At 56.5% G+C, this 23,019-nt stretch carries 17 protein-coding genes; 12 read left to right on the top strand and 5 right to left on the bottom strand.

The genetic code is table 11. The features are described 5' to 3' along the window. Positions 1–130 precede the first annotated feature (130 nt). Entirely contained in the window at positions 131–2,800 is a 2,670-nt protein-coding gene (locus tag K1V27_RS14640) for a M1 family metallopeptidase (protein ID WP_258930791.1), read from the bottom strand. A gap of 155 nt (positions 2,801–2,955) precedes the next feature. Beyond that, the gene (locus K1V27_RS14645) at positions 2,956–3,909 is read right to left on the bottom strand and encodes a hydroxymethylglutaryl-CoA lyase (protein WP_258930792.1); all 954 of its coding nucleotides are present in this window, start codon (positions 3,907–3,909) and stop codon (positions 2,956–2,958) included. A 349-nt stretch (positions 3,910–4,258) separates the two neighbouring features. Between K1V27_RS14645 and K1V27_RS14650 the strand changes: the two genes are divergently transcribed. Then, entirely contained in the window at positions 4,259–4,414 is a 156-nt protein-coding gene (locus K1V27_RS14650) for a hypothetical protein (RefSeq protein WP_258930793.1), read from the top strand. A 72-nt stretch (positions 4,415–4,486) separates the two neighbouring features. On the opposite strand, the gene K1V27_RS14655 is transcribed toward K1V27_RS14650, so the two are convergent. Beyond that, a complete protein-coding gene (locus K1V27_RS14655) occupies positions 4,487–4,687 on the bottom strand; it encodes a cold-shock protein (protein WP_258930794.1) in 201 nt (66 codons plus the stop codon). A 396-nt stretch (positions 4,688–5,083) separates the two neighbouring features. Between K1V27_RS14655 and K1V27_RS14660 the strand changes: the two genes are divergently transcribed. Both K1V27_RS14660 and K1V27_RS14665 read left to right on the top strand, forming a co-directional pair. Continuing rightward, positions 5,084–5,986 carry a DUF1269 domain-containing protein gene (locus K1V27_RS14660; RefSeq protein WP_258930795.1) on the top strand — a complete coding sequence of 301 codons (903 nt, stop codon included), beginning with the start codon at positions 5,084–5,086 and terminating at the stop codon, positions 5,984–5,986. A 216-nt stretch (positions 5,987–6,202) separates the two neighbouring features. Next, positions 6,203–9,760 carry a PAS domain S-box protein gene (locus K1V27_RS14665; RefSeq protein ID WP_258930796.1) on the top strand — a complete coding sequence of 1,186 codons (3,558 nt, stop codon included), beginning with the start codon at positions 6,203–6,205 and terminating at the stop codon, positions 9,758–9,760. 10 nt (positions 9,761–9,770) lie between these two features. Here K1V27_RS14665 and K1V27_RS14670 read toward each other — a convergent pair whose 3' ends face one another. Continuing rightward, a complete protein-coding gene (locus K1V27_RS14670) occupies positions 9,771–13,352 on the bottom strand; it encodes an SbcC/MukB-like Walker B domain-containing protein (protein ID WP_258930797.1) in 3,582 nt (1,193 codons plus the stop codon). Positions 13,353–13,710: 358 nt separating this feature from the next. Between K1V27_RS14670 and K1V27_RS14675 the strand changes: the two genes are divergently transcribed. From K1V27_RS14675 to K1V27_RS14685, 3 genes are all read left to right on the top strand, one after another. Beyond that, positions 13,711–14,520, top strand: a complete 810-nt coding sequence (locus K1V27_RS14675) for a DUF2092 domain-containing protein (RefSeq protein WP_258930798.1) — start codon at positions 13,711–13,713, stop codon at positions 14,518–14,520. Beyond that, positions 14,517–15,371: a hypothetical protein gene (locus K1V27_RS14680; protein WP_258930799.1), complete on the top strand. Its 855-nt coding sequence runs from the start codon at positions 14,517–14,519 to the stop codon at positions 15,369–15,371. The genes K1V27_RS14675 and K1V27_RS14680 overlap by 4 nt, the downstream gene beginning before the upstream one ends. 264 nt (positions 15,372–15,635) lie before the next feature. After that, positions 15,636–15,914, top strand: a complete 279-nt coding sequence (locus tag K1V27_RS14685) for a hypothetical protein (protein ID WP_258930800.1) — start codon at positions 15,636–15,638, stop codon at positions 15,912–15,914. A gap of 2 nt (positions 15,915–15,916) precedes the next feature. Here K1V27_RS14685 and K1V27_RS14690 read toward each other — a convergent pair whose 3' ends face one another. Then, entirely contained in the window at positions 15,917–16,090 is a 174-nt protein-coding gene (locus K1V27_RS14690; protein ID WP_258930801.1) for a hypothetical protein, read from the bottom strand. Between the two features lie 506 nt (positions 16,091–16,596). Between K1V27_RS14690 and K1V27_RS23170 the strand changes: the two genes are divergently transcribed. The 6 genes from K1V27_RS23170 to K1V27_RS14720 all read left to right on the top strand — a co-directional run bounded on the left by K1V27_RS23170 (position 16,597) and on the right by K1V27_RS14720 (position 23,019). Further along, the gene (locus K1V27_RS23170) at positions 16,597–16,791 is read left to right on the top strand and encodes an FAD-dependent oxidoreductase (RefSeq protein ID WP_435051672.1); all 195 of its coding nucleotides are present in this window, start codon (positions 16,597–16,599) and stop codon (positions 16,789–16,791) included. Between the two features lie 75 nt (positions 16,792–16,866). After that, entirely contained in the window at positions 16,867–19,875 is a 3,009-nt protein-coding gene (locus K1V27_RS22850) for a 4Fe-4S binding protein (RefSeq protein ID WP_435051673.1), read from the top strand. A 39-nt stretch (positions 19,876–19,914) separates the two neighbouring features. After that, positions 19,915–20,334, top strand: a complete 420-nt coding sequence (locus K1V27_RS14705) for a hydrogenase iron-sulfur subunit (RefSeq protein WP_258930802.1) — start codon at positions 19,915–19,917, stop codon at positions 20,332–20,334. Beyond that, on the top strand, positions 20,331–21,455 hold the full coding sequence (locus tag K1V27_RS14710) for a (Fe-S)-binding protein (protein ID WP_258930803.1): 1,125 nt from the start codon (positions 20,331–20,333) through the stop codon (positions 21,453–21,455). Before K1V27_RS14705 ends, K1V27_RS14710 begins: the two co-directional genes overlap by 4 nt. A 19-nt stretch (positions 21,456–21,474) precedes the next feature. Then, positions 21,475–21,642: an FAD-dependent oxidoreductase gene (locus K1V27_RS14715; protein WP_258930804.1), complete on the top strand. Its 168-nt coding sequence runs from the start codon at positions 21,475–21,477 to the stop codon at positions 21,640–21,642. Between the two features lie 15 nt (positions 21,643–21,657). Next, a complete protein-coding gene (locus K1V27_RS14720) occupies positions 21,658–23,019 on the top strand; it encodes a 4Fe-4S binding protein (RefSeq protein ID WP_258930805.1) in 1,362 nt (453 codons plus the stop codon).

Genomic DNA, 23,019 nt, shown 5'->3' on the forward strand with positions numbered 1-23,019 from the left:
AGAGAGGGAGTGTGCCCCGAGAAGCGCGGGGCCATGTATGGGTAATTGGAAGCTCCAGGGTGAGGGAGCTGAAAACCTCGTTATAGTACTCGACGATTTCAAGGGCGGCGGTCGGCAGTGAACGCTCCCATTATGCATTATCGTCACCCAGATACGCCCGGGCTTGTCCGTGTATGGTCGGGTTCTCTTCGGGTGAAATGTGACGCACTATTCTTTCCAGGCATGCGGTTGTCCTGGAGCGCAATTCCTGTTTCAGCTTCTTCACGTGCTGGAAAGTGTTCAACAGCCTGCTCGCGGTCGTCGTATTGACAGGTGACAGCTCGATGACCGTATCGGCAACCCATTCGATGCCTCTATCGCTCCACACCATTTTGTTGTTGGCTGCCATGGGCAGAAACAATGCCCGACACCACGTGGGCTGCTTGATGTCAAAAGTGGGCCGCTGCTTTTCCTGCTCGATCATTTCGAAAACATCCGCACACGTCCCGCTGGAAACAATGCGCAAATAATTCGCATAGCCGCTCAGATGGGGGTGCCATTGCTGATAGGCCTGTTCCAGCAGTTCACGACGTTGCCGAGCGGAGCTGCGATTGAGCGCGGTCAGTGCGGCTACCCGGTCGGTCGCAGTGGTGGCCGATCGATAGTGATCCAGTATCAACCGGTGGCTGTCCTCGTCATCCTTAACGGCAAGCAGATCCAGCAGCACATTTTTCAAGAGGCGCTGTTCGATTCCTTCTTTCGGGGAACCGCCGCCGGCACTCGAATACGTGTCGAGTTGTGCAAACTGTGAGCAGAGCTCTTCCCTGAAGGCGTCCGTGACCGCCCGCATGAGTTGTTCGCGAGCCACCACAAGCTCCTGATACCAGGTGGCATAAGCGCGGTCCATGGGCTGTTCATCGATGCGCAGAAAATAGGCTTTGAGCGCTGCCGGCAAGGCTGCATCCTTGAGAATGTCCCGGTAAAGATCCAGCCAGGCGCCATCGATGGCGGCATTGGCATCGTGCAGCAGGCGGATGCGTTGCATATCCGTCAATTGCCGCACGGCATCCACCCGGTTGTAGTGATTGGGATCGAGTCGAGCCTGTAGTGTCAGCATTTCACTGCCGGCAGTGGCATTGTGAAGCGTCCCGTAAAACGAATAATCCCTGCCGATTGACGCAAAGGCAGGAGGTTCTGAAATGTTTTTGAGCGTTAACCGGGCGTCTCGCTCCCGTAACTGAAAAACCTGAGGAGTTCCCTCGATATCGCGGCCGTTTTGATCCACCAGCGCCAGTTGAATGGGAATGTGAAACGGCTCCCGCCCTTCAACTGCCTGCTGCTGAAAATCCATCATGAAGGATCGGTTGTCCGGGTCGTAGACGCTTTGTACGTGGACCTTGGGATAACCCATGCGATACAGCCAACCTCGCTTGAACTGTTCTAGGGAAACGCCCGACACTTCCTCGAAGCACTCGAAGAATTGATGCGTGTTGGCATTGCCGTTGTGGTAGCGGTCGAAATAGAGGGTTTTGCCGGCTTTGAATGTGTCCGGCCCCAGAATCAGCTTCAACATGCGAATCACTTCGGCAGCTTTGACGTAGGTGACACCGTCAATCAACTCATCGGGATTGTTGAAGCCTTCCCGTACAATCCTGCCCGCATGGCCGCCATCTTCAATGGCCAGGGGGCCGAGCAGAGGATTGCGAATACTGTCAACCTGGTACAAACGGATGAAGGTGGGATCGAAAACATCCGCCATGAACTGGCGTTCGACGTCGACCGTATAGGCCTCATTGAGCCAGACATCAAAAGGTGTCTCCATGGTGGTCTCACTGCCGCATTGATTGTGTTCGAACTCATGCACAATAACGGCATGAGCATAGAGCAAAAGATGGTCGAGAGTATGCTCATCCACCAGGGCGGCATCCGTTACGATGGTCGTATTCCCAACGTTTTCCATGCCTCCGAAGTTGGATTTGTTCATGGTGATGGTGCGATACGCGTCTGCCTTGTACTGGTAATCCTGAGTCTTCGCTATCCAGAGGATCGCTTCCTTGAGTATTTCCATTGGAATGCGCGCCCCTTCCGATCGTCCCGGAGGAACCAGGTATTCAAGCCGCACGCATTGCCCCGATTCATAGGTGACCTGATCAACTAGCCCGTCCCAGGTGCCCACGCAAACCAGAAACAGATAGGGGGCCATGGGTATCGGGTTGTCATAGCGAATCAGTTGCCGTGCTGGATCATCGCTCTTGACTACCGGTTTCCCGGCGGGATTCAGGGTGCGGTCTATATTGCCGTTGCTGATGAGATGAGTGTAGCGGACATCTGCTTCCAGGGTGGTGGTCATGGTGCACTTGGCGCGACAGTCGTCGAATATTGGCATGATGCGCTGGAAGCCCCACTGCTGACACTGGGACATGTATTGTTGCGGGGCTCCCGGCGGCGTCGCATCCTGGTAAATGCCCTCGAGGATATGATCGGAGGGAAAGCACTGCGTGACGGTGCGAATGCAGAATGTTTCCCCCTTCCCCACGCGTTGCTTCAGCTTCACCGTGAGCCTGTTGTTTTCCTTAATGTAATCGTAATCCAAGCGTTGGAGAGGAGTACAGTCTTCCGGCGAACACCAATCGATCTGCAATATTTTCAAATCGTTGGCATCCAGCTGAAGTTCGCTCAAATCCTGTTTTGCTCTCATTATTAAACAGTTCGTGGCTTCAACCCGATCACCCAGAAAGTTCAGGTAAATGTTGAGATGCTTGAGGTCCACAACCAGTTCACCAAAATCCTCTCGCCTGTACTTGTAGCGCCTTTCTTCCATAATCGCTTCCGCGTCCTTCCCGGCGGCGTATCGAGCCTGTTCAACCGCCGTTTCATGGCTTTCTTCGGCCCCGGGTGCGGGTCAGCTTTCGGGGCGGCAGTGAGCAGCGCAATTCTCCAATTGCGGGCTGCGAACGGTACCTTCGTTTCCCTGTGTCAGCGCCCGGCGCGCCGCCGGCTGCTGTAACAGGGTTCCAGACCCGCCATGACTCTCGCCAACCGAGGCCCACTTTTCATGACTTGCCCGGGTAGAGTAAATCCGACGACTTTCTCGAGCTCCACGGCGGCCTGAATGATTTTTTCCAAATCGATACCGGTCTCCACCCCCATGTCCTCCAGCATGAACACCACGTCTTCCGTAGCAAGATTTCCGGCCGCCAGCGGCACATTGGGACACCCCCCAATGCCGCCCAGAGCGGTGTCGAATGAGCGAGCCCCGGCCAGCAACCCGGCCAGCAGGTTGGCCATAGCCGTCCCGCGATTGTTGTGCAGGTGTAAAGTGAACCTGCATCCCGGAAATCCATGAATGAAAGTCCGCACCATGCCATCGATTCGCCTGGGCGAGGCCATGCCCGTCGTATCGGCCAATATCACAGAGGAGGCGCCGCGCTCATAAAATTCCTGCACCAGACTCGAGACATCCCCTTCAGGGACGTCGCCCTGATACGGACACCCAAAGGCAACGGCAATGGCCCCGTTCACCACAACCCCATTTTCCCTGGCCACCGGGAATATCGCGTCCAGATTTTTTACAGATTGGGCGATGCTGCAGCGCACATTGGCACGATTGTGCGCCTCCGAAGCGGATATGACCATCACCAGCTGGTCGACGCCTGCCGCAACGGCATCCTGTGCCCCCCTCAAGTTGGCAACCAAGGCGGCCCGCACAATATCCTGGCGCGGCAAGCGAGACATCAGTTCCGCTGCATCCTTGAGCTGCGGAACGGCCTTCGGACTGACAAAAGAGGTGGCCTCGATCTCCTTCACCCCGGCCCGCACCAGGAGATCGATGATGTGCAGCTTGTGGTCGGTGGGGATGAATCCCGCCAGCGATTGAAAGCCATCGCGCGGCGAGACTTCGCGTATGTCGATTTTATCAGGTGTATGCATTGGTCAAAATCCCACTCCAAAACCCGCTGCAACAAGCCGTGCTGCCGGTCTGCGCGCCGGTCTTGCTCCCTCCTCCGATCAGCTCAAGCCCAAATGCGGCCATGAGTGGCTGACTGGCCAAGTGGCTGAGCTCGGATCACAATATTTCATTTTAGTGTACATGCCGGCTATTTCAATATTTAAGTTGAGATCTTATGTTAAGCACCGTGGGTAAGAAAAGGTCTTCGGCTTTACAAGACTGGATTGAAGCACGAAACCCAGCAAGACCGCTGTTGAGTTTCGGCACGCGAGCCGTTTGCTTCAACTCAACCGGACCGATTATCCCGGAAGCTGTAGAAAGGAGAGCGTCATGAAAAGAGTTGTTGTAATGTCACTTTTACTCATGCTTGCATTGGCGGCTGTGTCCGGCTGTGCCGCCACTCGCAACGATACGGCGGAACCGTCCCAGCCCCAGGGTGAAATGCGGCCGACTGGTGAAGGCGGATGGGAGAACCCGAACATCTAGCTCGGGACAAAAAAAGCCGGAGCTTTTTACACTCCGGCTATCAATTTCCAAATAATGTGAGAACTGTTTTGCTTACAGCTTTACCACATTAGTGGCCTGGGGCCCTTTGGCGCCCTTTTCCTCGGTAAAGCTCACACGCTGCCCTTCGCTCAGTGATTTGAATCCTTCACCCTGGATGGCTGAGTGGTGAACAAACACATCGTGGCCACTGTCGGACTCGATAAAACCATAACCCTTACTGTCATTGAACCATTTTACTTGACCTTCCGCCATTTGCTTAAATCCTTCCTTGTAAATTAGTATTTTCTTCACTGCTTTTTTGGTACGGTGCTCGAGCTATCCTGAAACCGTACCATTCTATGGCGAAAGACCGATTTCCTGCATAACTCACAATGTCGTACTCAACCAGCATGGGCGTACTATAACCGATGAACTAAAAAAAGAAAGCAAAATTCGTTTCAGCCGACCATTTTTTTATTTCCCCCTCAGGGAGCACGCCGTCATTCGCCTTCCAGCTGCAATCCAACCCCCTCTACTTTCCTGCCAGGATATTGGAGATACCACTCAATTGTTTTGATTGCTCTCGCAGCTCTGTCTGCGATATCCTTCGCAATCATCCAACATGACCGGGACAAATTCATTTTCACCAGGGAAGGGAGAAGAACACCGATGAGAAATTTTACAGATTATGCTTCGCATGCCCTCGGGCTCAGAATCCCTCAAGACTATGCCGGTTTTATGGAAACACACGGGAAAAAACTATCGGATGATCCCGTTCACAAGGCAAGCTGGATCGGTGGCCTGGGAACCGCTGATTTTGTCATCGGGACAACTTTGGCCTTCCGGTCCAGCATGTCCAATTTACCCAAAGACTTCCTGGTGATCGGCTATATCGGCAGCAAAACCATCATCGTCAACAAAACATATGAAGAAATAGACGAATACCTCGTGCTGAATGCCAGAGACGGGAGCCTGCTGTCCATCGATTCCATGGGCGCCACCCAAAAAATCGCCGCCGGTTTTGCGGAATGGATTACTCCGGACCTGTTGAGGGCGTCCTTGAGGGAAAAGTACTCGAGTAACCTCACGGTCGTGGTATTCGACCAGGAACCGATGGCTGAAGAGGCGCGACAAAAGCTGATCGGTCTTCAACGGGAGGGTTATATCGAGTTGGAAGACGCTGTAGTGGTGAGCAAAGACCCGAACGGAACGGCACACTACCGCCAGACACACAGACCGGCACGCAAGGGAGGTCTTGCCGGGAGCATCACGGGGCTCATCGTTGGCAGCATTTTCTTCGCCCCCATGCTCGGAGCCGCTTTCGGAGCGGCTGCCGGAGCCGTCTCCGCCGCTCTCACCGACACCGGAATCGACGATCGATTCATCCAAGAATTATCGCAAAAGTTTGGACCGGGCTGCTCTGCTTTGTTCACCCTGGTGCGCAAAGCCGATCTGGATAAAGTCGCAGAAGCCTTTCTCGGCTTTGGCGGTAAAGTGTTGGTAAACTCGGTCAGTCGAGAACGAGAGGCCGCCATGCAAAAGCTTCTCGATACGACGAAAACAGATGCTTAACACAGACTTGAATGGAAACATTGCCTCAAGCAACGAAATGTGAAAAACTGCCAACAAACCACACCAAAGGGGTCGGTTTGCGGCCACTGGAGACAATCCGGGGGTTTTCGCAAAGGTCGTTATGATGCCACCCGGCGGGAGTGATCGCGCGGAGGTCGACACCATGAATGTGCAAGGGGCAAAGTCGCCCTTCTGCAGAAAATGGGGAGAACGGCTATGGCAAACATATCATTCACCGGGAAAGCCTTGAGCCAAAGATACCTCATTCCCCTTTACCTGATCCTGATCGCGGCGGGCCTCGTCGGGAATTACTTTGCCTTGTCCATTCTCAATGCACACTTCATCTTCGGCAGCATCTTTGCCCTGCTGGCGTTGCAAATGTTCGGCTGGAGGTGGGGCGTGGTGGCGGGCGCACTCATTTCCAGCTGCACCTATGTGACCTGGAACCACCCCTGGGGGATCCTCACCATGACCATGGAAGTGGCGGTGGTGGGCTGGCTCATCACGTGGCCCAAGTTATCGCTGGTCATGGCCGACGGTCTCTACTGGATATTCATCGGCATCCCCCTCGGATATTTCTTTATGCAGGAAATTTCCAATTTCCCTGCGAGCAATGCCCTGTTTCTCATGACCAAGCAGGGCATCAACGGTATCGCCAATGCCTTGGCGGCTCGGCTGATTTTCACGACAGCGGCATTTCGCTGCAACGCCCAACCCATTTCATTCCGCGAAATTATTTCCAACCTGATGATATTTTTTGTCCTGTGTCCCTCTTTGATTCTCCTGGCGATAGCTGGGAAAGCCGATCTGGCCGAAACCGAGCGGCGCATTCGAGAATCTCTTGTCAATAACAGTTTACAAGTCACGGACAACCTGCACAACTGGCTGGAGGACAGGCAACAGGTGGTTGTACAACTGGCGCAAAAGGCCGCCACGCTTCCACCGCAACAGATGCAGCCATACCTTGAGCAGGTGCGCAGTGCTGATAAGAATTTCCTGCGCATTGGACTGCTTGACAAGCATGCAACGGTTGTCGCCTTCTCCCCGCCGAACGATGAACTCGGCCGGCCGATGCTTGGCCGAAGCTATGCCGACCGCTCTTATCTAGCGGCCCTCAAACAAGTCCTCAAACCCATGCTGTCGGAAGTGTTTGCAGCCAGATTCGGTCGACCTGAACCGATTGCCATCATGCTGGCCCCCGTGCTTATTCAGGGAGGATTCAACGGCTACCTCTCCGGTGTCCTGAACCTGGAGCGAATCCATAGGATTTTACAGAACAGCTCCTCCGGGCTGGGTACTCGCTACACGCTGCTGGACCGAAACGGCCATGTGATCGTGACCAACCGGGACGACCAAAAGCCCCTCATGCCATTCTCGCGCGGCACGGGATCGGTCAACGCAATTTCGCAGAGTATCTTGCAGTGGGTTCCCCAGCTGCCTCGCAATACCTCGACCATCGAACTCTGGGGCAAATCCGTCTATCTGGTCCAATCCAACGTCGGCAAGCTGGCGGAATGGAAGCTGATCCTGGAAGATCCGGCGGCACCCTATCAAAAAAAGTTGTATGACCGCTACACGAGCGGCTTCATCATGCTCTTCGCAATTGTCGTGACGGCGCTGGTGCTGGCTGAATTTTTGGGCCGCTGCGTGGTGAAACCCGTACAGGAGCTTGGCAAGATCACTCACAACCTGCCCGCCAGGGTCGAGTCCGGCAGCCCCATCGACTGGCCTGCCGGTTCGATCCTCGAAACCAGTCAGCTGGTAGACAATTTCAAAGCCATGGCGGATTCACTGACGGCCAAATTTGTCGAAAACCGGCAGATGAATGAACAGCTCGAACAGCGGGTCGCCGAAAGAACTGAGGAACTGCGCAGGAGCCGGGAATTTCTTGACAATATCGTGGAAAACATACCGGCAATGATTTTCATGAAGGATGCCGCGCAGCTTCGTTTTGTGAAGTTCAACCGGGCGGGCGAGGAACTGCTCGGATATTCGCGGGAAGAGCTGCTGGGGAAGTGCGATTACGATTTTTTTCCCAGAGAGCAGGCGGATTTTTTTGTCGGAAAGGACCGGGAGGCGCTGTCCCAGCGGGGAGTGATCGAGGTGTCGGAAGAGCCCACCCTGACCCGCCACCAGGGCATTCGCATTCTGCGCACCAAAAAGATTCCGCTGTTGGACAAACAGGGAAAGCCGGAGTACCTGCTCGGAATAGCGGAAGACATCACCGAGCGCAAACGCATGGAGGCGCACAGCCGTCAGCTTCTGGGAGTCATCGAGAAAAGCCTCAATGAAATTTACATATTTGACTCACAATCCTTAAAATTCCGCTATGTTAACCATGGAGCTCTGAAGAATCTGCAATACACGCTGGAGGAAATCAAGCAACTCACCCCCCTTGATCTCAAGCCGGAATTCACCGAACAGACTTTTCGCGCTGCGATCCAACCGTTACTGGACAACCTGCAGCAATCGCTCACCCTTGAAACGGTTCACCGTCGCGCCGATGGCAGCCTGTACCCTGTGGAGGTGTGCCTGCAGCTGATTGATGCCGACGGAGACCGCGTTTTCCTGGCCGTCATGTTCGACATCACCGAACGCAGGCGCGCCGAGGAAGAGCGTGAGAAGCTCAAGGAGCAGCTGATCCAGGCCCAGAAGATAGAGTCGATTGGGCGGCTGGCCGGGGGTGTGGCCCACGATTACAATAATATGCTGGGGGTGATCATCGGCTACGGCGAGTTGGCCCTCAGCAAGGTCTCACCGGACGATCCGCTGCAGGAAGACCTTGAAGAAATCCTCAAGGCAGCCAAACGTTCCGCACAAGTCACCCGGCAGTTGCTGGCCTTTGCCCGCAAGCAGACTATTGCCCCGAAATTGCTTGATTTGAACGAAACCGTGGAAAAGATGCTCAAAATGCTGCGCCGGCTCATCGGCGAGGATATAGACCTGGCCTGGCTGCCCGGTTCAAGGCTGTGGCCGGTCAAGATGGACCACTCACAAATTGATCAGATCCTGGCCAATCTATGCGTCAACTCCCGGGATGCCATCGCCGGTGTCGGCAAGATCACCATCGAAACGCGCAATGCCGTCTTCGATGAACATTACTGCGCCGAACACGCCGAGTGCACTCCCGGGAAATACGTCATGATGGCCGTAAGCGACAATGGCTGCGGCATGGACCGGGAGTCGTTTCAGCACCTTTTCGAGCCGTTTTACACCACCAAGGAGTTGGGAAAAGGAACCGGCCTGGGGCTCGCGACCGTGTATGGTATCATCAAGCAAAATCAGGGGTTTATCAATGTGTACAGTGAGCCCGGGCGAGGCACCACATTTAAGATCTACTTGCCGCGCTGGTACGGAGCAGCGGATCACGAGGTGCTGGCGCAGCCGGCGAAAATTACCCCAAACCAGGGTGAAACGGTGCTCCTGGTAGAAGATGAACCGGCGCTTCTAAAAATGGACCAAAAAATGCTGGAACAACTTGGCTATCGCGTGCTTGCAGCCGACTCTCCCATCCAGGCGCTGCGCCTGGCCGAAAGTCATCCCGACCAAGTCCATCTGCTGCTGACCGATGTCGTCATGCCCCAGATGACCGGGCAGGAGCTCTCGCACAGACTGCAAACTCTCAACCCGACACTCAAGTGCCTGTTCATGTCCGGCTATACGGCTGACGTGATCGCCCAGCACGGCGTGCTCGATAATACCGTGCACTTCATCCAGAAGCCGTTCTCCATACAGGACCTGGCCGCCAAAATAAGGACGACACTGGAAGAATGAAGCACCCGCCTCACGCCGTGATCGTCAAGCGGCTCATCCCGCTCGGTTGTTTTTCCACCCTGATTTGCGTCGGTATCTCGCCGGCCAGCCGTTTGACATGAGAGATGATGCCGACCATTTTCCCGTTGTCGCGCAACCCCTTGAGCAGCGTAATCGCCCGGTACAGATTTTCCTCATCCAGGGTACCGAAGCCTTCGTCGATCAACAGCGACTCGATCTTCCGGTGCTGGCAGGCCATCTCCGACAATCCCAGCGCCAGGCATAGGCTGACGATAAAGGTTTCACCGCCCGAAAGAGTCTCGACGGGCCGGTAGGTTCTCGTCTGCAGTGTATCTCTCACAAGAAATCCCAGCCCCTCCTGGTCGTCTGCCATAAGCCGGTAGCGATCGCTCAGGGTGCCAAGGTATTGGTTGGAGTGTTCGAGCAGCCGGTCGAGCATGAGGCGCTGCAGCCTGGTCCTCATTTGGGGGTCATCGGGCGATTCCAACATTCCCTGTTCAGCGACCGCTTCGGCCCATACTTTCTCCTGCAGCGCGATGGCCTTCCGGATGTCTCGGTACTCACCCTCGGCGGTACGCTGCTCGAGCAACAGCCGATCAAGATCGCTTTTCCTGTCCTGCAGCGCATCACGATGCTTCACATAATCGGTCAGGCGCTGCTGTACAACCGTTATGGATTCTTCCGTTTTGCGCTCGGCACGCAGCATTTGCAGCTGGTGACGCGCGGCCGCCTCCCGTGCCTCTGCTTCAGCCAGTGCCTGCCGCCCGGCCTGGTGCCGTGCTATCACTTCCTGCTCTTCGCGCAGCAGCGCCAGGGACTGCCGGACTTGCTCGAGAGAAGCAAACCCCGCCTGGTTGGCCCTTGTTTCAAGCTCCGGTCGGGCTTTCTCGAGATCTTCCCGCAACAGCTGCTCCCGTTCGTGCAGCTGAGTGAGGGCCGCCTGTGCTTCCCCAAGTTGTTTTTGCCGGGAACCGATTTCCTGCTGCAATTGGCTCTGTTCCTTCAGGCCGGCGGTGATCCGACTTTCCACCGCGGCTCGCTCCCCGGCGGGGTCCAGGGTACCGAATTGGGCCGCGCGGTCGGCCTTCAGCCTTGTCAGTGAAACCTGCAGCTCCTCGATCTCTTCCGCGAGGACGGCCGTGTTCTGTTGCAATTGCTGCACCGAAACGGACAGATCCAGCTTCTCATTTTCAAGGGATTCCAGCCGTTGCGTCCTGGACTTGTGCTCCTCATGCACACGCCGGTAGTCCTGAGATCGAGCCTCGAGCCGCTGGAGCAGGGAGGATTCGTCCCCGGGAGCAGGCGGGCGCTCACCGTAAGTGGCCAGACGGGCACCCAGTTCGCTTCGAATACTGTTATCTTCTTGCTGCAGCCTTTCGATACGGGAGTCCATAGCCGCCAGTGCCTGCTGCTCCAACCGATGGCGTTCTCGCGCTTTCTCATGCTCTGCTTCGCCGCGACCGAGCTTCGCCTCCTTGCGCAGCAAGGCACGCTGCAGCCAGGCATTTTTCCATTTCTGCCAGCGGCAGGAACGGATGCGTCCCTTGGCATCCCGGATCAGGGCCTTTTGCGCGCGGCTTTCGGCTGCAGCCAGGCGGGCATCGGGCGTTTCCCAGTCAACACCGGCTTTTTCACAAGTCCTGGCCCACAGCTGCCGCAGCCTGGTCATCTCGTTGGCTCGCCCCTGCAGGCCTGCGGCCGTTGCTTCGAGGCTGTCAAGCTGAGAGCTCAAAGCGGCAATCTTCTTTTCGTGCGCCTGCACCGAGCGGTCCAGCTCACCGAAATCAGGCGTTCCCTGTTGCATGAACGGATGAACCAGAGAACCGCAAAGGGGGCACGCCGCGCGCTCTTGCAGTTCGCTACGTTGCGCATCGAGTGATCGCACCCGGTCACGCCAGCGGATCTGTTCCGCAAGTTCATCCAGTTGTGCCTGCTCCTCTGCCAGCGACAGACGCACCGTCTCCATTTGCGATGCGACTCGTTGCAGTCGTTCCAAAGCATCGCCATTGACCTGCTGCTTGCGGTACTCGGTTCCGATTTTCGCCAGTTCTCGGCACACTGAAAGGCTTTTTCGGCTGGTCTTGATGAGCTTCACCCAATGGTCCGGGCTGTGATCATCCAGTAGCTTGGTCAACCGCTGTAAACCTTCGGCCCTGCGGTTGGCCAGCCGATTCGCTTGTTCTCGCAGCTTCAGGACTTTCTGTTCATGGCCTTGCAGCGCTCTGGCGGCAGCCTCCTCGGCTTTCAACAGTTGGGCTCGCGGCCCCTGTTCATCGCGGATTTGCCGCTGAATGGTCATGAGCCGATCGAGTCCCCTTTGGATCGCAGGCATCTCCGCTAACAGGTTCTCCTCAGCATCCAGCCTCTCCAATCGTCGCTCGAGGTCGCGCAGTTCCTTGTGCAGCGCGACCAGCTCACCATCCACTTGCGTCCGCCGCTGTTCTTTTTGTTTACGACCGCGTTCCCTGGCTTCCAGTTCGCGGACGGCATCTTGAAACTGCTGACTCTTGACCTCGATTTCACGGTCCTGCAAAGCAGCACCGGACCACTCGGCTCCCCTCTCGTCCAGCCTCCTGCGCGCTTCTTCCAATCCCGACAGGCTTCTTTGCAGTTGTTCCTCGAGCTCGACCAGGCTTCTTTCGCGGCCCGCAAGGTCCTCCTTCAAACGTCCCGTCTGATTTTTCATCTCTTCCAGTGCAGCGACCCGCCCATCGAGCCGCTCCAATGCCTCTGCCAGGGGTTTCGCCGATTGCGCATCCTCAATCAACTGGAGCATTTCGGCAAGTTCAGCCTGACGTGCTTTGGCTTCCAGCAGTGCCCGCGCCGCGTCCCGCTCGGTATCCTGCAGCTGCTGCAGCTGCTGCAGCCAATGTTCCTGTTCCTGAAGCTCACGCAAAGCCTCCTCCACCCCTTTGATTTCATCTTCGAGTTGTTCCTGCTCCTGCTCGATTTGGTCCAGGCGGGACCGGTCAAGCAGGCTGAGACCTGCGGCAGCTTCTTTGAGTTGTTGCAGTTTCTCGGCTTCGGCGGCCAGATTTGACCGAATCGAGTGCTCCAGTTCGAGCTTCATCTCTGGCCCAATAATTTTCTCCAAAATTTCAGATCGTTCACTTTCAAGGGCGGTCAAAAATGCGGCAAATTCACCCTGCGCCAGCAGAACGGATCGGCAAAAGCGCTTGAAATCGAGCCCCGTCAAGTCGGCAACGCGGCTGCGCACACGGATGACCCGGTTTTCCAGCAGCGATTCCTTCCCGTTGAGCTCCCACAAACGCATCTCGGGGCCCTGCAGGCGGCCCTCAAAGCTCTTGACCCGCCACTCGCTGCGGTACCGGTTGTCGCCGACGGCGAAAGTGACGGCCGCAGAGGATTCATCCGCCTGCTGCGGCACAATTCTTTCCTCCGGGTTCCTGTGGCGGGGGGTTTCGCCATAGAGGCCCAAAGTGATGGCATCCAGAATCGAGGACTTGCCGGAACCGTTGCGACCGACGATGGCATACAGGCCGGTGTCGGAAAAGGGCGGCCGGTCGAACCTGACCTCCCACTCACCCGCAAACGAATTGATATTCTTGAATTCAACCCCGACTATCTTCATCACCGTCCTCCCGGCACTAAACTTTTAACCGTTCACCAACATCTATACTATTTTTCAGGGGGGCTAAGCAACGAAGAATCTCCAGCGGCAGGCGGTCACAGGGTGAGGAAAACAGGGGTACAGAACGCGCTGATAACACAGCGCCATGTGACGGTCGGCTCGACCCCAAAAATAAATTGATTGAGCAACAAAGAATGAGTGGCTTTGAAGCGCTTCATTATAGTAAAAATGCGAGAGTTGGCATGAACTTTTCTGCACAAAAGCTCAGGCCGAACTCGCTGCATGGTTTATTATTGAGGTCCTTGGGAAGGAAATGATGCCTTGGGACCGACCCAATCTCAAATGGCAGGAGGGCCAGATGACTTTAACCAAACTTGTTCTGTTAATGGTATTGCTTGTGTGCTTGGCGGCCGTCCCCGGATTGGCCGCGCAACAGCAGGTTTCGGGCGATTCCGGGAGCCAGACGGAGGCCATGGCGCTGCTGATGAAGACAGGGGAATTCATCTCTCAGACAAAGCAACTGAGCGTCGCCATCCGAGCCGGTTATGATGTGCTTCAGGAAAACGGCCAGATGATCGAATTCGGAGAGCTGCGCAAGCTCACGCTGGTTCGGCCTGATCATTTTCGCATGGAAAGCGAACGGAGCGACGGAGAAAAAGTCCTTGTGCTGTTTGACGGAAAGCACATCACGGTTTTCAGCCCCGATGAAAACGTGTTCGCGCGCGCGGCCAAAACCGGCGACGTGGATCAGGCCGTGCGTCATCTGCTTAGCGACCTGCAGCTGCGGCTGCCCCTCGCCATGCTCTTCGTCACCCAGCTGCCCAGGGAACTGGAGCGCAGAGTGCGCGCAATCGAAATCGTGGAGGAGAATACCCTCATGGACGTGCCCTGCGTGCATCTAGCCGCACGCACTGATCAAGTGGACTTCCAGATATGGATTCCTGCCAAAGGGGATCCTCTGCCGCGGCGGATCGTGATCACGTACAAGCATGAAGAGGGACGGCCTCAGTTTTGGGCAAATCTGAGCGAATGGAATCTGTCTTTGAGCACACCCCCAGGCTTCTTTGTCTTCACGCCTCCAGAAAAGGCTCAGCAGATTCCATTCCTGGCCGAGTTACAGTTGGCCAAACCCGATGCCGGGGTAGGGAAAGAAGGAGACGAACAATGAGATCCAGCTCACTGGATAAAGTGATCAGTCTGACAGCAATTTTTTTCTTTATGCTGTTTCTGGCAACCATTGAAGTCGAGGCCCGCGGCCGAGGCGGTGGTGGGCGCGCGGGCGGTGGCCGCAGCTTCTCGGGTGGGGGCGGCTTTTCCCGCTCGGGACCGGCCGGCAGCGGAGGCTTCTCGGCGCGGAGATCCACGGGAGCCGGAGGTTATCGGGCCGGCACCGGTGAGCGGGGGGCTTTTTCACAGGGAGCAGGAATCCGCTCGGGCGGCTCATTGCCCACTGCTCAAAACCGCCAGTCGACTGTTACCCAACGGTCCGGACAACCCTCTGATCTGCGATCCCAGGGACAGGCGCCACATGCCGACAGGTCCCAGGAGCACGGCGCAACCAGGCAAACCCGACAGGATACCCGTACCGGCAGGGCTGAAGACCGAAGCGACCTTCACTCGCAGCGGCAGGATGAGCGCACCGAACACCAGGGAACCCGCCGGGAACAGAGCACTGACAGACAGGAAGACAGGCAGGATTACCGCACTGAGGCACGCGAAGACAGGCAGGATTATCGCGACAATGCACGCGAAGACTGGCAAGACTACGGAGAAGACTGGCATCATGACGATTGGGACGGCTACTGGGGAGCTGCAGCTGTGGGCACAGCGGCCGCTGTGACCGCTTACGCGATCGGCACCGCCATCACCGCTTCGGCCTATGCAGCCCTTCCCTGCACGAGCACCACGATAGTGGTGGGCGGGGTCACCTATTATCGGTGCGGCGCAGCCTGGTATCAACCGGCCTATGCAGGCGGCGGGGTCACGTATGTGGTGGTCAATCCGCCGGCCGGCTACTGAGTCGTTGATACCTTTACCTCCCCCTTGGCGGTATTTGGCCGGGGTGCGGGGGCGGCGATTTTTGCTGATCGTTCACCGCCAAGACGCGAAGGGTGCAACCTCTGCCACCTTGGCGTTCTTTGCGCCTTTGTGGTCCATGAAGGGCTGTAGGGTGAACGGTTACGAATTTTGTGCCGGCCGCCACGAACTCACGGCTTGCCCGAGTCTCTACACGACTGCGACTCCAGGATGAGAGCAGCCACCCTTTAAGCAGAGGAGCAACACATGTTCGCTAAAAGACCGCTGATAAGTTTTGCGGCTGCCGGTTTTACCGCAGCCCTCCTGACGATTCTCGCCTTGCCGGCCCAGGCAGAGGAAACCTGCTACCAGATCGGCTACCGTTATGGCAAGTGCGCAACCCGCGTGATGATCGAGGGGAAATGCGCCCCTGAGGATGACGTGGTGATCCCCGATCGCTGCAAGGGTCTTAAAGAAACCGAAGAGGGAACCAGGGCCGGTACCAGGGAGGTCTTTCGGGCTCACGGGTTGAAGCCGAAGGAGTGAACTTACATTTTCAGTTGCTCGAGGCGTTCCTCGACGGTGCAGGGTTTGCTCACAGGATCGTTGTTGCTCAGGGTGGGGTTACAGTAAAGCGGGCGGTCCCCTGGTTGAAGGGGAAGGAATTTGACCTGATCGCGCTCAAATCGCCCGAAAAAGCGCGTGGCTACTATAGCTTCCAAGATAATGCCGCTGCTGTGGGTTGGGTCGAGTCACGCCTTTCGCGCGGCGAAATCCAATGCCTCTTTTGCTCGGTTTTGTACTTCAACCCAGCCTGCTTGGAAGTCACAATCATTTGCTTGAACAGGCTAGTTGAACACGAGACCTAAAGCGAAGGGCCGCTGCACGCGTAGGTGGTGAAGCCCGCTGCGCTGTTCCGGGTCAATGTGCACAAATTCACATTTTCCTTGCAATCCCGCCATGAATTGTGCCAAAAAAGCCGTGAGAGCAACTGCAGGGTCGCCAGGCGGCGGCCGATTTGCCGACCATTGCCGGCGCCCCGCGATTGGGCCTTTTTCTTGACAACCAGAGGCGTTAGGGTTATGAAATCAACGATCTAAAGACTAATCGTCATGAGCCGTGTAATTGAAGCAAACAGGTGAAATGTTCCCGGAAGGTGAAGGTTCGGTGCGAGTGGGTTTTTTCACAAGAACCTCCACAGCCGGGTTATTTGCGTTTAGGAGGAACCATGTCAAAGAGTAGTCGAGGCAATGGAACCATCGGTGCGGTGCTGGTGGTCGGCGGCGGCATAGCGGGTATCCAGGCGGCACTGGATCTGGCAAATTCCGGATACTTTGTCCATCTCCTGGAAAAGGGGCCGGCCATCGGTGGAGGCATGGCGCAACTCGACAAGACCTTTCCCACCAATGAATGCGCCATGTGAATTATCTCTCCCAAGCTGGTCGAGGTCGGCCGCCATCTCAATATCAATCTTCTTACGGGTTCACAACTGGAAAGCATCGAGGGCGAACAGGGAGACTTCCAGGTCAAAGTTCGCCGGAAGCCTCGCTACGTTGATCTGGACAAGTGCATCTCGTGCGGCGCATGCGCCGAAAAATGCCCGACTGTGGTGATTGACGCCTATAACGCCGGGCTGGGTGAACGCAAAGCCATTTACAAATATTACGCCCAGGCCATTCCATCGGCCTACGCCATTGATTCCGACAATTGCCGCCAGTTGGGTCAGGGTAAAAAGTGCGGCATTTGTGCCAAAGTGTGTCCCACCGGTGCCATCGACTACAAGCAGAAGGAACAGATGCTGGATCTCGAAGTGGGAGCCGTGATTTTATCCACCGGCTTTCATGCTTTCGATCCCGGCCGCTTTGACACATACAATTACGCCGGTCTTCCCAACGTCGTCACGGCCATGGAATTCGAACGTCTGCTGAGCGCCGGCGGCCCCACATCGGGCCATCTGATGCGGCCCTCGGAATTATCCTTGAAGGCGGATCTAGCCGCCGCCGAAAAAGGTCTGAGCAAACTGCACAAGCAGCTCAAACAACTCGAGGGAAAATACGGCAAGACCACCGGCGAAATGTACGATACGTTCCAATCGGCCGGCAAGGATGACAAGGACCTGCGTCGCTGGGAGACATTGGCCGAACAGGCGACAGAGCTCGAAAATCGACTGCGCGATCTCAAGGCCAAACAGGAAACCGCCCACGAGCCGAAAAAAATCGCCTGGCTGCAGTGTGTGGGCTCGCGGGAAATCAACCAGTGCGACAATGGCTACTGCTCGGGCGTCTGTTGCATGTACGCCATCAAAGAGGCGGTGATTGCCAAAGAGCATGCCAAAGACGGGCTGGAAGCCGCCATTTTTTTCATGGACATGCGCACCTACGGCAAAGAATTCGAGCAATATTATAATCGTGCCCAAGAAAGCGGTATTCGCTTCGTGCGCTCGCGCATCCACACTGTCGAGTCGGTGCCGGAAAATGACAACCTGCGCCTCGGCTATGTCACCGAATCCGGCGACATGGTGAGCGAGGATTTCGACATGGTGGTGCTCTCGGTCGGCCTCGAATCTTCCCCGGAAATGCAGGATCTGGCTGCAGCCCTGGGTATTGAACTGGATCACTACAATTTTGCAGCCACCAGCAGTTTTGCTCCGGTGGCCACGTCCCGGCCGGGAGTGTTCGTGTGCGGCGTGCTGCAGGGCCCCAAAGACATTCCTCTCTCTGTCATGGAGGCGTCCGCGGCAGCTGGAGCGGCGGCCAGCAATCTTTCTTCCGCGCGCCATACTCTGGTGAAGGAAAAGACCTTCCCCGAGGAACGCGATGTCCGGGCGGAGCCGCCTCGCATCGGCGTTTTTGTGTGCAATTGCGGCGTCAACATTTCCAGCGTGGTGCGCGTAAAGGAAGTGGTTGAATACGCCAAGTCGTTGCCCAATGTCGTGTACGTACAGGAGAATCTTTTCTCCTGCTCGCAGGACGCCCAGGACAAACTGGTCGAGGTGATCAAGGAGCAAGACCTCAACCGTGTGGTGGTGGCCGCGTGTTCGCCCCGCACCCACGAGCCCCTTTTCCAGGAAACCCTGCGTAACAGCGCCCTCAATAAGTACCTTTACGAACAGGCCAACATTCGCGATCAGTGTTCCTGGGTGCATGCGGGTGATCCCGATGCGGCAACGGAAAAAGCCAAAGACCTGGTGCGCATGTCTGTCTCCCGAGCGGCTCTGATCGAACCTCTTCCCATGCCTTCGGTACCCGTCACGGCCTCGGCGCTCATCGTGGGCGGTGGCGTCGCCGGCATGGTGAGCGCGCTGACGCTTGCCAAGCAAGGTTTCAAGTCCACCATCGTGGAGCAGAAGGACCGCCTGGGCGGACATGCTTTGAAGCTGAAAAAGACCTGGAAAGGTGAAGACGTTTCCGAGTTTCTGGGCAAGTTGGTGGAAGAGGTCAAGGCGGAGGCCAACATAGACGTTCTGCTCAATGCGGAAATCAAGGACACCTCGGGGTTTGTCGGCAACTTCAAGACCACCGTCTCCTCCAATGGGACCGAAAGCCTGAAGGAAATCGAGCACGGAGTCACCATCCTGGCCACCGGTGCCCATTCCATCGCGCCGCAGGAGTATTTCTACGGCAAGAGCGAGCGCGTGTTCCGCTGGCACGAACTGGATGAGGCATGGGACAGCGACCTGGTCAAGAATGCTTCCAGCGCCGTATTCATTCAATGCGTCGGATCACGCGAACCGCAGCGGCCGCACTGCAGCAAAATCTGCTGTACCTTTTCGGTGCAAAAGGCGGTGGAGCTCAAGGAGCGCAATCCCGACATGGATGTCTACATTCTCTACCGCGACATCCGCACCTACGGGGAGCGCGAAGACCTGTACAAGGAGGCACGCCGGCGCGGCGTCATCTTCGTGCGCTTCGACACCGACCACAAGCCGGTGGTCGAACAGGTGGAGGGGGGTCTGCAGGTGACGGTGATCGACCATATCCTGCGTCGACCGATCACCTTGAAAGCGGATTTCGCTACCCTGGCGAGCGCCATCGAAACCCGAGATATTGCCGGCCTGGCGCAGCAGTTCAAGGTGCCCGTGAGTCAGGACAATTTCTTCCTGGAAGTGCACATGAAACTGCGCCCCGTCGACTTTGCCACCGACGGTGTGTTCGTGTGCGGGCTTGCCCACTACCCCAAACCCATTGATGAAAGCATCGCCCAGGCTCAGGCGGCGGCCGCCCGCGCAGCAACCATTCTTGCGCAAAAGAGCATCGAAGTGGAAGGGGTTGTCTCCACTGTCGACGAGACCCTGTGCCGCGGCTGCGGCAAGTGTGTCGAGGTGTGTCCCTATGGGGCGCCGCAATTGGTCGAGGTGGCCCAAGATGTGCACGTTTCCAGAATACAGGAAGCGTTGTGCAAAGGATGTGGCGCCTGCGCCGTGGCCTGCCCCACAGGGGCGGCGGCCATACGCCACTTCAACGACCGAGAAGTGCTCACCATGGTCGAAGCGGCTCTGTGTGAATAGAAGGTCATAAATCTAACCAGCAAGACGGAAAGAGGGATCATGACTGCTGAGTTCGAGCCCAAAATTATCGCTTTTTGTTGCAACTGGTGTGCCTATGCCGGTGCAGATCTGGCTGGCGTCAGCCGCATTCAATATCCCCCGAACATCCGCGTGATTCGGGTGATGTGTTCCGGCCGCGTCTCCCCCGATTTTATATTGAGAGCTTTTCAGCTGGGGGCGGACGGCGTGTTGGTGAGCGGCTGACATATCGGTGACTGCCATTACCTGGATGGTAATGAAAAAGCTCAGCGCATGGTGAGCATGACCCGCGAATTGCTCTCACTCATGGGCATCGATAACGAGCGTTTGGCACTGGAATGGGTTTCTTCCGCGGAAGGCGCGCGCTTTGCCGAAATAGTCACGTCCTTCACCAACAAGATAAAACAGCTGGGAAAATCTAGTCTGGGAGTGGCTGCATGAATATCGAAGAAGCTGTAAAGACATACCAAACCTATTACTGTCTGGACTGCGGGGTGTGCACCGGCAGCTGCCCGGTTTCCCGAATACTGCCCAGCTTTTCGCCACGGCTCATCGTAGAAAAAGCGCTGCTCGATCTTGGCGACGAATTGCTCAAGGACCCGGAGCTGTGGTCCTGTCTGACCTGCAGCCGCTGTTTCGAGCGCTGTCCGGCCAAAATCAATTTCCCCGAGTTCATGCGCTGCCTGCGCGAAGAGGCGACCAGGCGCGGCACCAAACCGGTCTATTCCCACCATGGCATGCTGCAGACCATCATGGAATTGCAGACCCGGGGAATCCATCAGAAAAAGACCGAGTGGGCCAAGGAAGCCGGCAAAGTGGCGGCAAGCGGCGACACGTTCTTTTTTGTCGGGTGCATGCCCTATTTTGACGTCATATTCCGGGACCTGGGAGTTGACAGCCTGACGGTCAGCCGCAATGTGATCAAAATTTTAAACGCTGCCGGCATTGAGCCTGTGGTTTCCGATGAGGAAGCCTGCTGCGGGCACGACATGCTGTGGAACGGCAAGCCGGAGATTTTTAAGAAGCTTGCCGAGAAGAACCTCGACGTCATACGCCAGGCAGGGGCCAAGCGGGTGATCTTCAACTGCCCGGAAGGCTACTACACGTTCAGGCATCACTATCCGGAATTTTTCGGGGAGCTCGGCTTGGAAATCATCCATTTTTACGATTTCGTTCAGGACATGATCAAGCAGGGGGCTTTACAGCTCAGCAACGGCACAGGCGCCGTCACCTACCACGATCCCTGCCGGCTGGGCCGAATGGCCAAGATTTATGAGGGACCGCGTCATATCCTGCAAACCCTGGCCGATGGTCATTTCCATGAGATGGAGAGAAACAGAGAAAACGCCGTCTGCTGTGGGACCAGCGGCTGGGCCAATTGTTCCAGCGGATCGAAGCAGATCCAGGTGGAACGATTGAAGGAAGCAAAGCACACGGGAGCGCAGACTCTGGTGACGGCCTGCCCCAAATGCACCATTCATCTGAGCTGTGCGCTTAACAACATGGACATGGATCTGCAGATCAAAGACCTCACCACACTGATCGCAGAGAGCATGGACTGATACTTTTGAGAGGTGTAGCGTGAACAACGATGTATTGGTAATCGGCGGTGGAATCGCCGGAATTCAGGCCGCTCTGGATTTGGCCGAAATGGGGGTCCAGGTGCACATGGTGGAGAAGCTCCCGAGCATCGGGGGCAAAATGGCCCAGCTGGACAAGACCTTTCCCACCAACGACTGCGCCATCTGAATTCTGTCGCCTAAGTTGCTGGATGTCGGTCGACATCCCCGCATCAACCTGCTCGCTTACAGCGAAGTGGAAAACGTCAGTGGCGATGCCGGAAATTTCCGGGTCAAGGTGCGCAAGAAGGCCCGCTTTGTCAACGAAGACCTGTGTACCGGCTGTGGTACCTGCGCGGAAAAGTGCCCGACCATGACAGTGGACGTGTTCAACGCGGAACTGGGCAGCCGCAAGGCCATCTACAAATATTTCCCGCAAGGCATCCCTTCCATCTACACGATCGATAAGGATGCCTGCCGTCAGTTGGGCCAGGGCAAGAAATGCGGCATCTGTGCCAAGGTCTGCCAGGCCAAGGCCGTCGATTTCGAACAGAATGATGGCGAGATCCAGCTCCATGTGGGTGCCATTGTGGTGGCAACGGGCTATGACGTCTTCGATCCTTCCGTCATCCCCGAACATGGCTATGGACGTATCGCCAATGTGGTGACGGCTCTCGAGTTCGAACGGCTGTTGAGCGCCAGCGGTCCGACCGCCGGTCACCTGGATCGGCCTTCGGATATGGCCCTGGAAAAGGAAATCGACGACCTGGAAAAAGAGCACAAAAAACTGAGCCGCCAACTCAAGCAGCTGGAAGAAAAGCACGGCAAATCTTCCGCTCAAGTGATGGACCTGGTGAAGTCCGGTGCGGCAGCCGCCGATAAGGATCTGCACAATTGGGCTGCATCCGCCGAAAGATTCGGCGAGTTGGAAGCTCGACTGGAACCGATGCGGCAAAAGATCGGGGCGGCGCAACCCGCCAAGAAGCTGGCTTTCATCCAGTGCGTGGGATCGCGCGATTTTCGCTTCAATAAATTCTGTTCCTCCTACTGCTGCATGCATTCGGTCAAGGAAGCGATGATTGCCAACGAGCACGACAATGAGGTTTCTTCATCGATTTTCTGTATGGACCTTCGCGCCGTTGGCCGCGGCTTTGAAGAATACAAGCTGCGTGGCGGCAAACAGGCCAATATCAAGTATGTGCGCGGCCGGGTCGCCGAGATCACCGAAGACGACGCGCTAAACCCGGTGGTGTGGTTCGAATCCACAACCAGTCGCCAGGTACTGCACGAAACCTTCGATATGGTCGTCCTGGCCACGGCCTGTGTGCCCACCGCCGGCACCCCCAAGCTTGCAGAACTGCTGGGGATCGAACTGGATTCCAACGGCTTCTTCAAGACCGATCCTCTGGCGCCACTCAATGCAACACGGGATGGAATCTTCGTGTGCGGCTGCGCTCAGGGCCCCATGGACATCCCCGAATCCGTTGCTCAGGCAAGCAGCGCGGCAGCTCGTGCCGCTGAAGTTGTTGCGCCCGCCCGACAGGTGGCTGCCGCAGGATCTCAATAA

The sequence above is a fragment of the Desulfoferrobacter suflitae genome (genome assembly GCF_022603395.1).
In the GTDB taxonomy this organism is placed as follows: domain Bacteria; phylum Desulfobacterota; class Syntrophobacteria; order Syntrophobacterales; family Syntrophobacteraceae; genus Desulfoferrobacter; species Desulfoferrobacter suflitae.

What these genes read in the sequence shown, in the direction of transcription:
- K1V27_RS14640 (WP_258930791.1), bottom strand. Translation starts at nt 2,800, where the DNA reads ATGGAAGAAAGGCGCTACAAGTACAGGCGAGAGGATTTTGGTGAACTG.
- K1V27_RS14645 (WP_258930792.1), bottom strand. Translation starts at nt 3,909, where the DNA reads ATGCATACACCTGATAAAATCGACATACGCGAAGTCTCGCCGCGCGAT.
- K1V27_RS14650 (WP_258930793.1), top strand. Translation starts at nt 4,259, where the DNA reads ATGAAAAGAGTTGTTGTAATGTCACTTTTACTCATGCTTGCATTGGCG.
- K1V27_RS14655 (WP_258930794.1), bottom strand. Translation starts at nt 4,687, where the DNA reads ATGGCGGAAGGTCAAGTAAAATGGTTCAATGACAGTAAGGGTTATGGT.
- K1V27_RS14660 (WP_258930795.1), top strand. Translation starts at nt 5,084, where the DNA reads ATGAGAAATTTTACAGATTATGCTTCGCATGCCCTCGGGCTCAGAATC.
- K1V27_RS14665 (WP_258930796.1), top strand. Translation starts at nt 6,203, where the DNA reads ATGGCAAACATATCATTCACCGGGAAAGCCTTGAGCCAAAGATACCTC.
- K1V27_RS14670 (WP_258930797.1), bottom strand. Translation starts at nt 13,352, where the DNA reads ATGAAGATAGTCGGGGTTGAATTCAAGAATATCAATTCGTTTGCGGGT.
- K1V27_RS14675 (WP_258930798.1), top strand. Translation starts at nt 13,711, where the DNA reads ATGACTTTAACCAAACTTGTTCTGTTAATGGTATTGCTTGTGTGCTTG.
- K1V27_RS14680 (WP_258930799.1), top strand. Translation starts at nt 14,517, where the DNA reads ATGAGATCCAGCTCACTGGATAAAGTGATCAGTCTGACAGCAATTTTT.
- K1V27_RS14685 (WP_258930800.1), top strand. Translation starts at nt 15,636, where the DNA reads ATGTTCGCTAAAAGACCGCTGATAAGTTTTGCGGCTGCCGGTTTTACC.
- K1V27_RS23170 (WP_435051672.1), top strand. Translation starts at nt 16,597, where the DNA reads ATGTCAAAGAGTAGTCGAGGCAATGGAACCATCGGTGCGGTGCTGGTG.
- K1V27_RS14710 (WP_258930803.1), top strand. Translation starts at nt 20,331, where the DNA reads ATGAATATCGAAGAAGCTGTAAAGACATACCAAACCTATTACTGTCTG.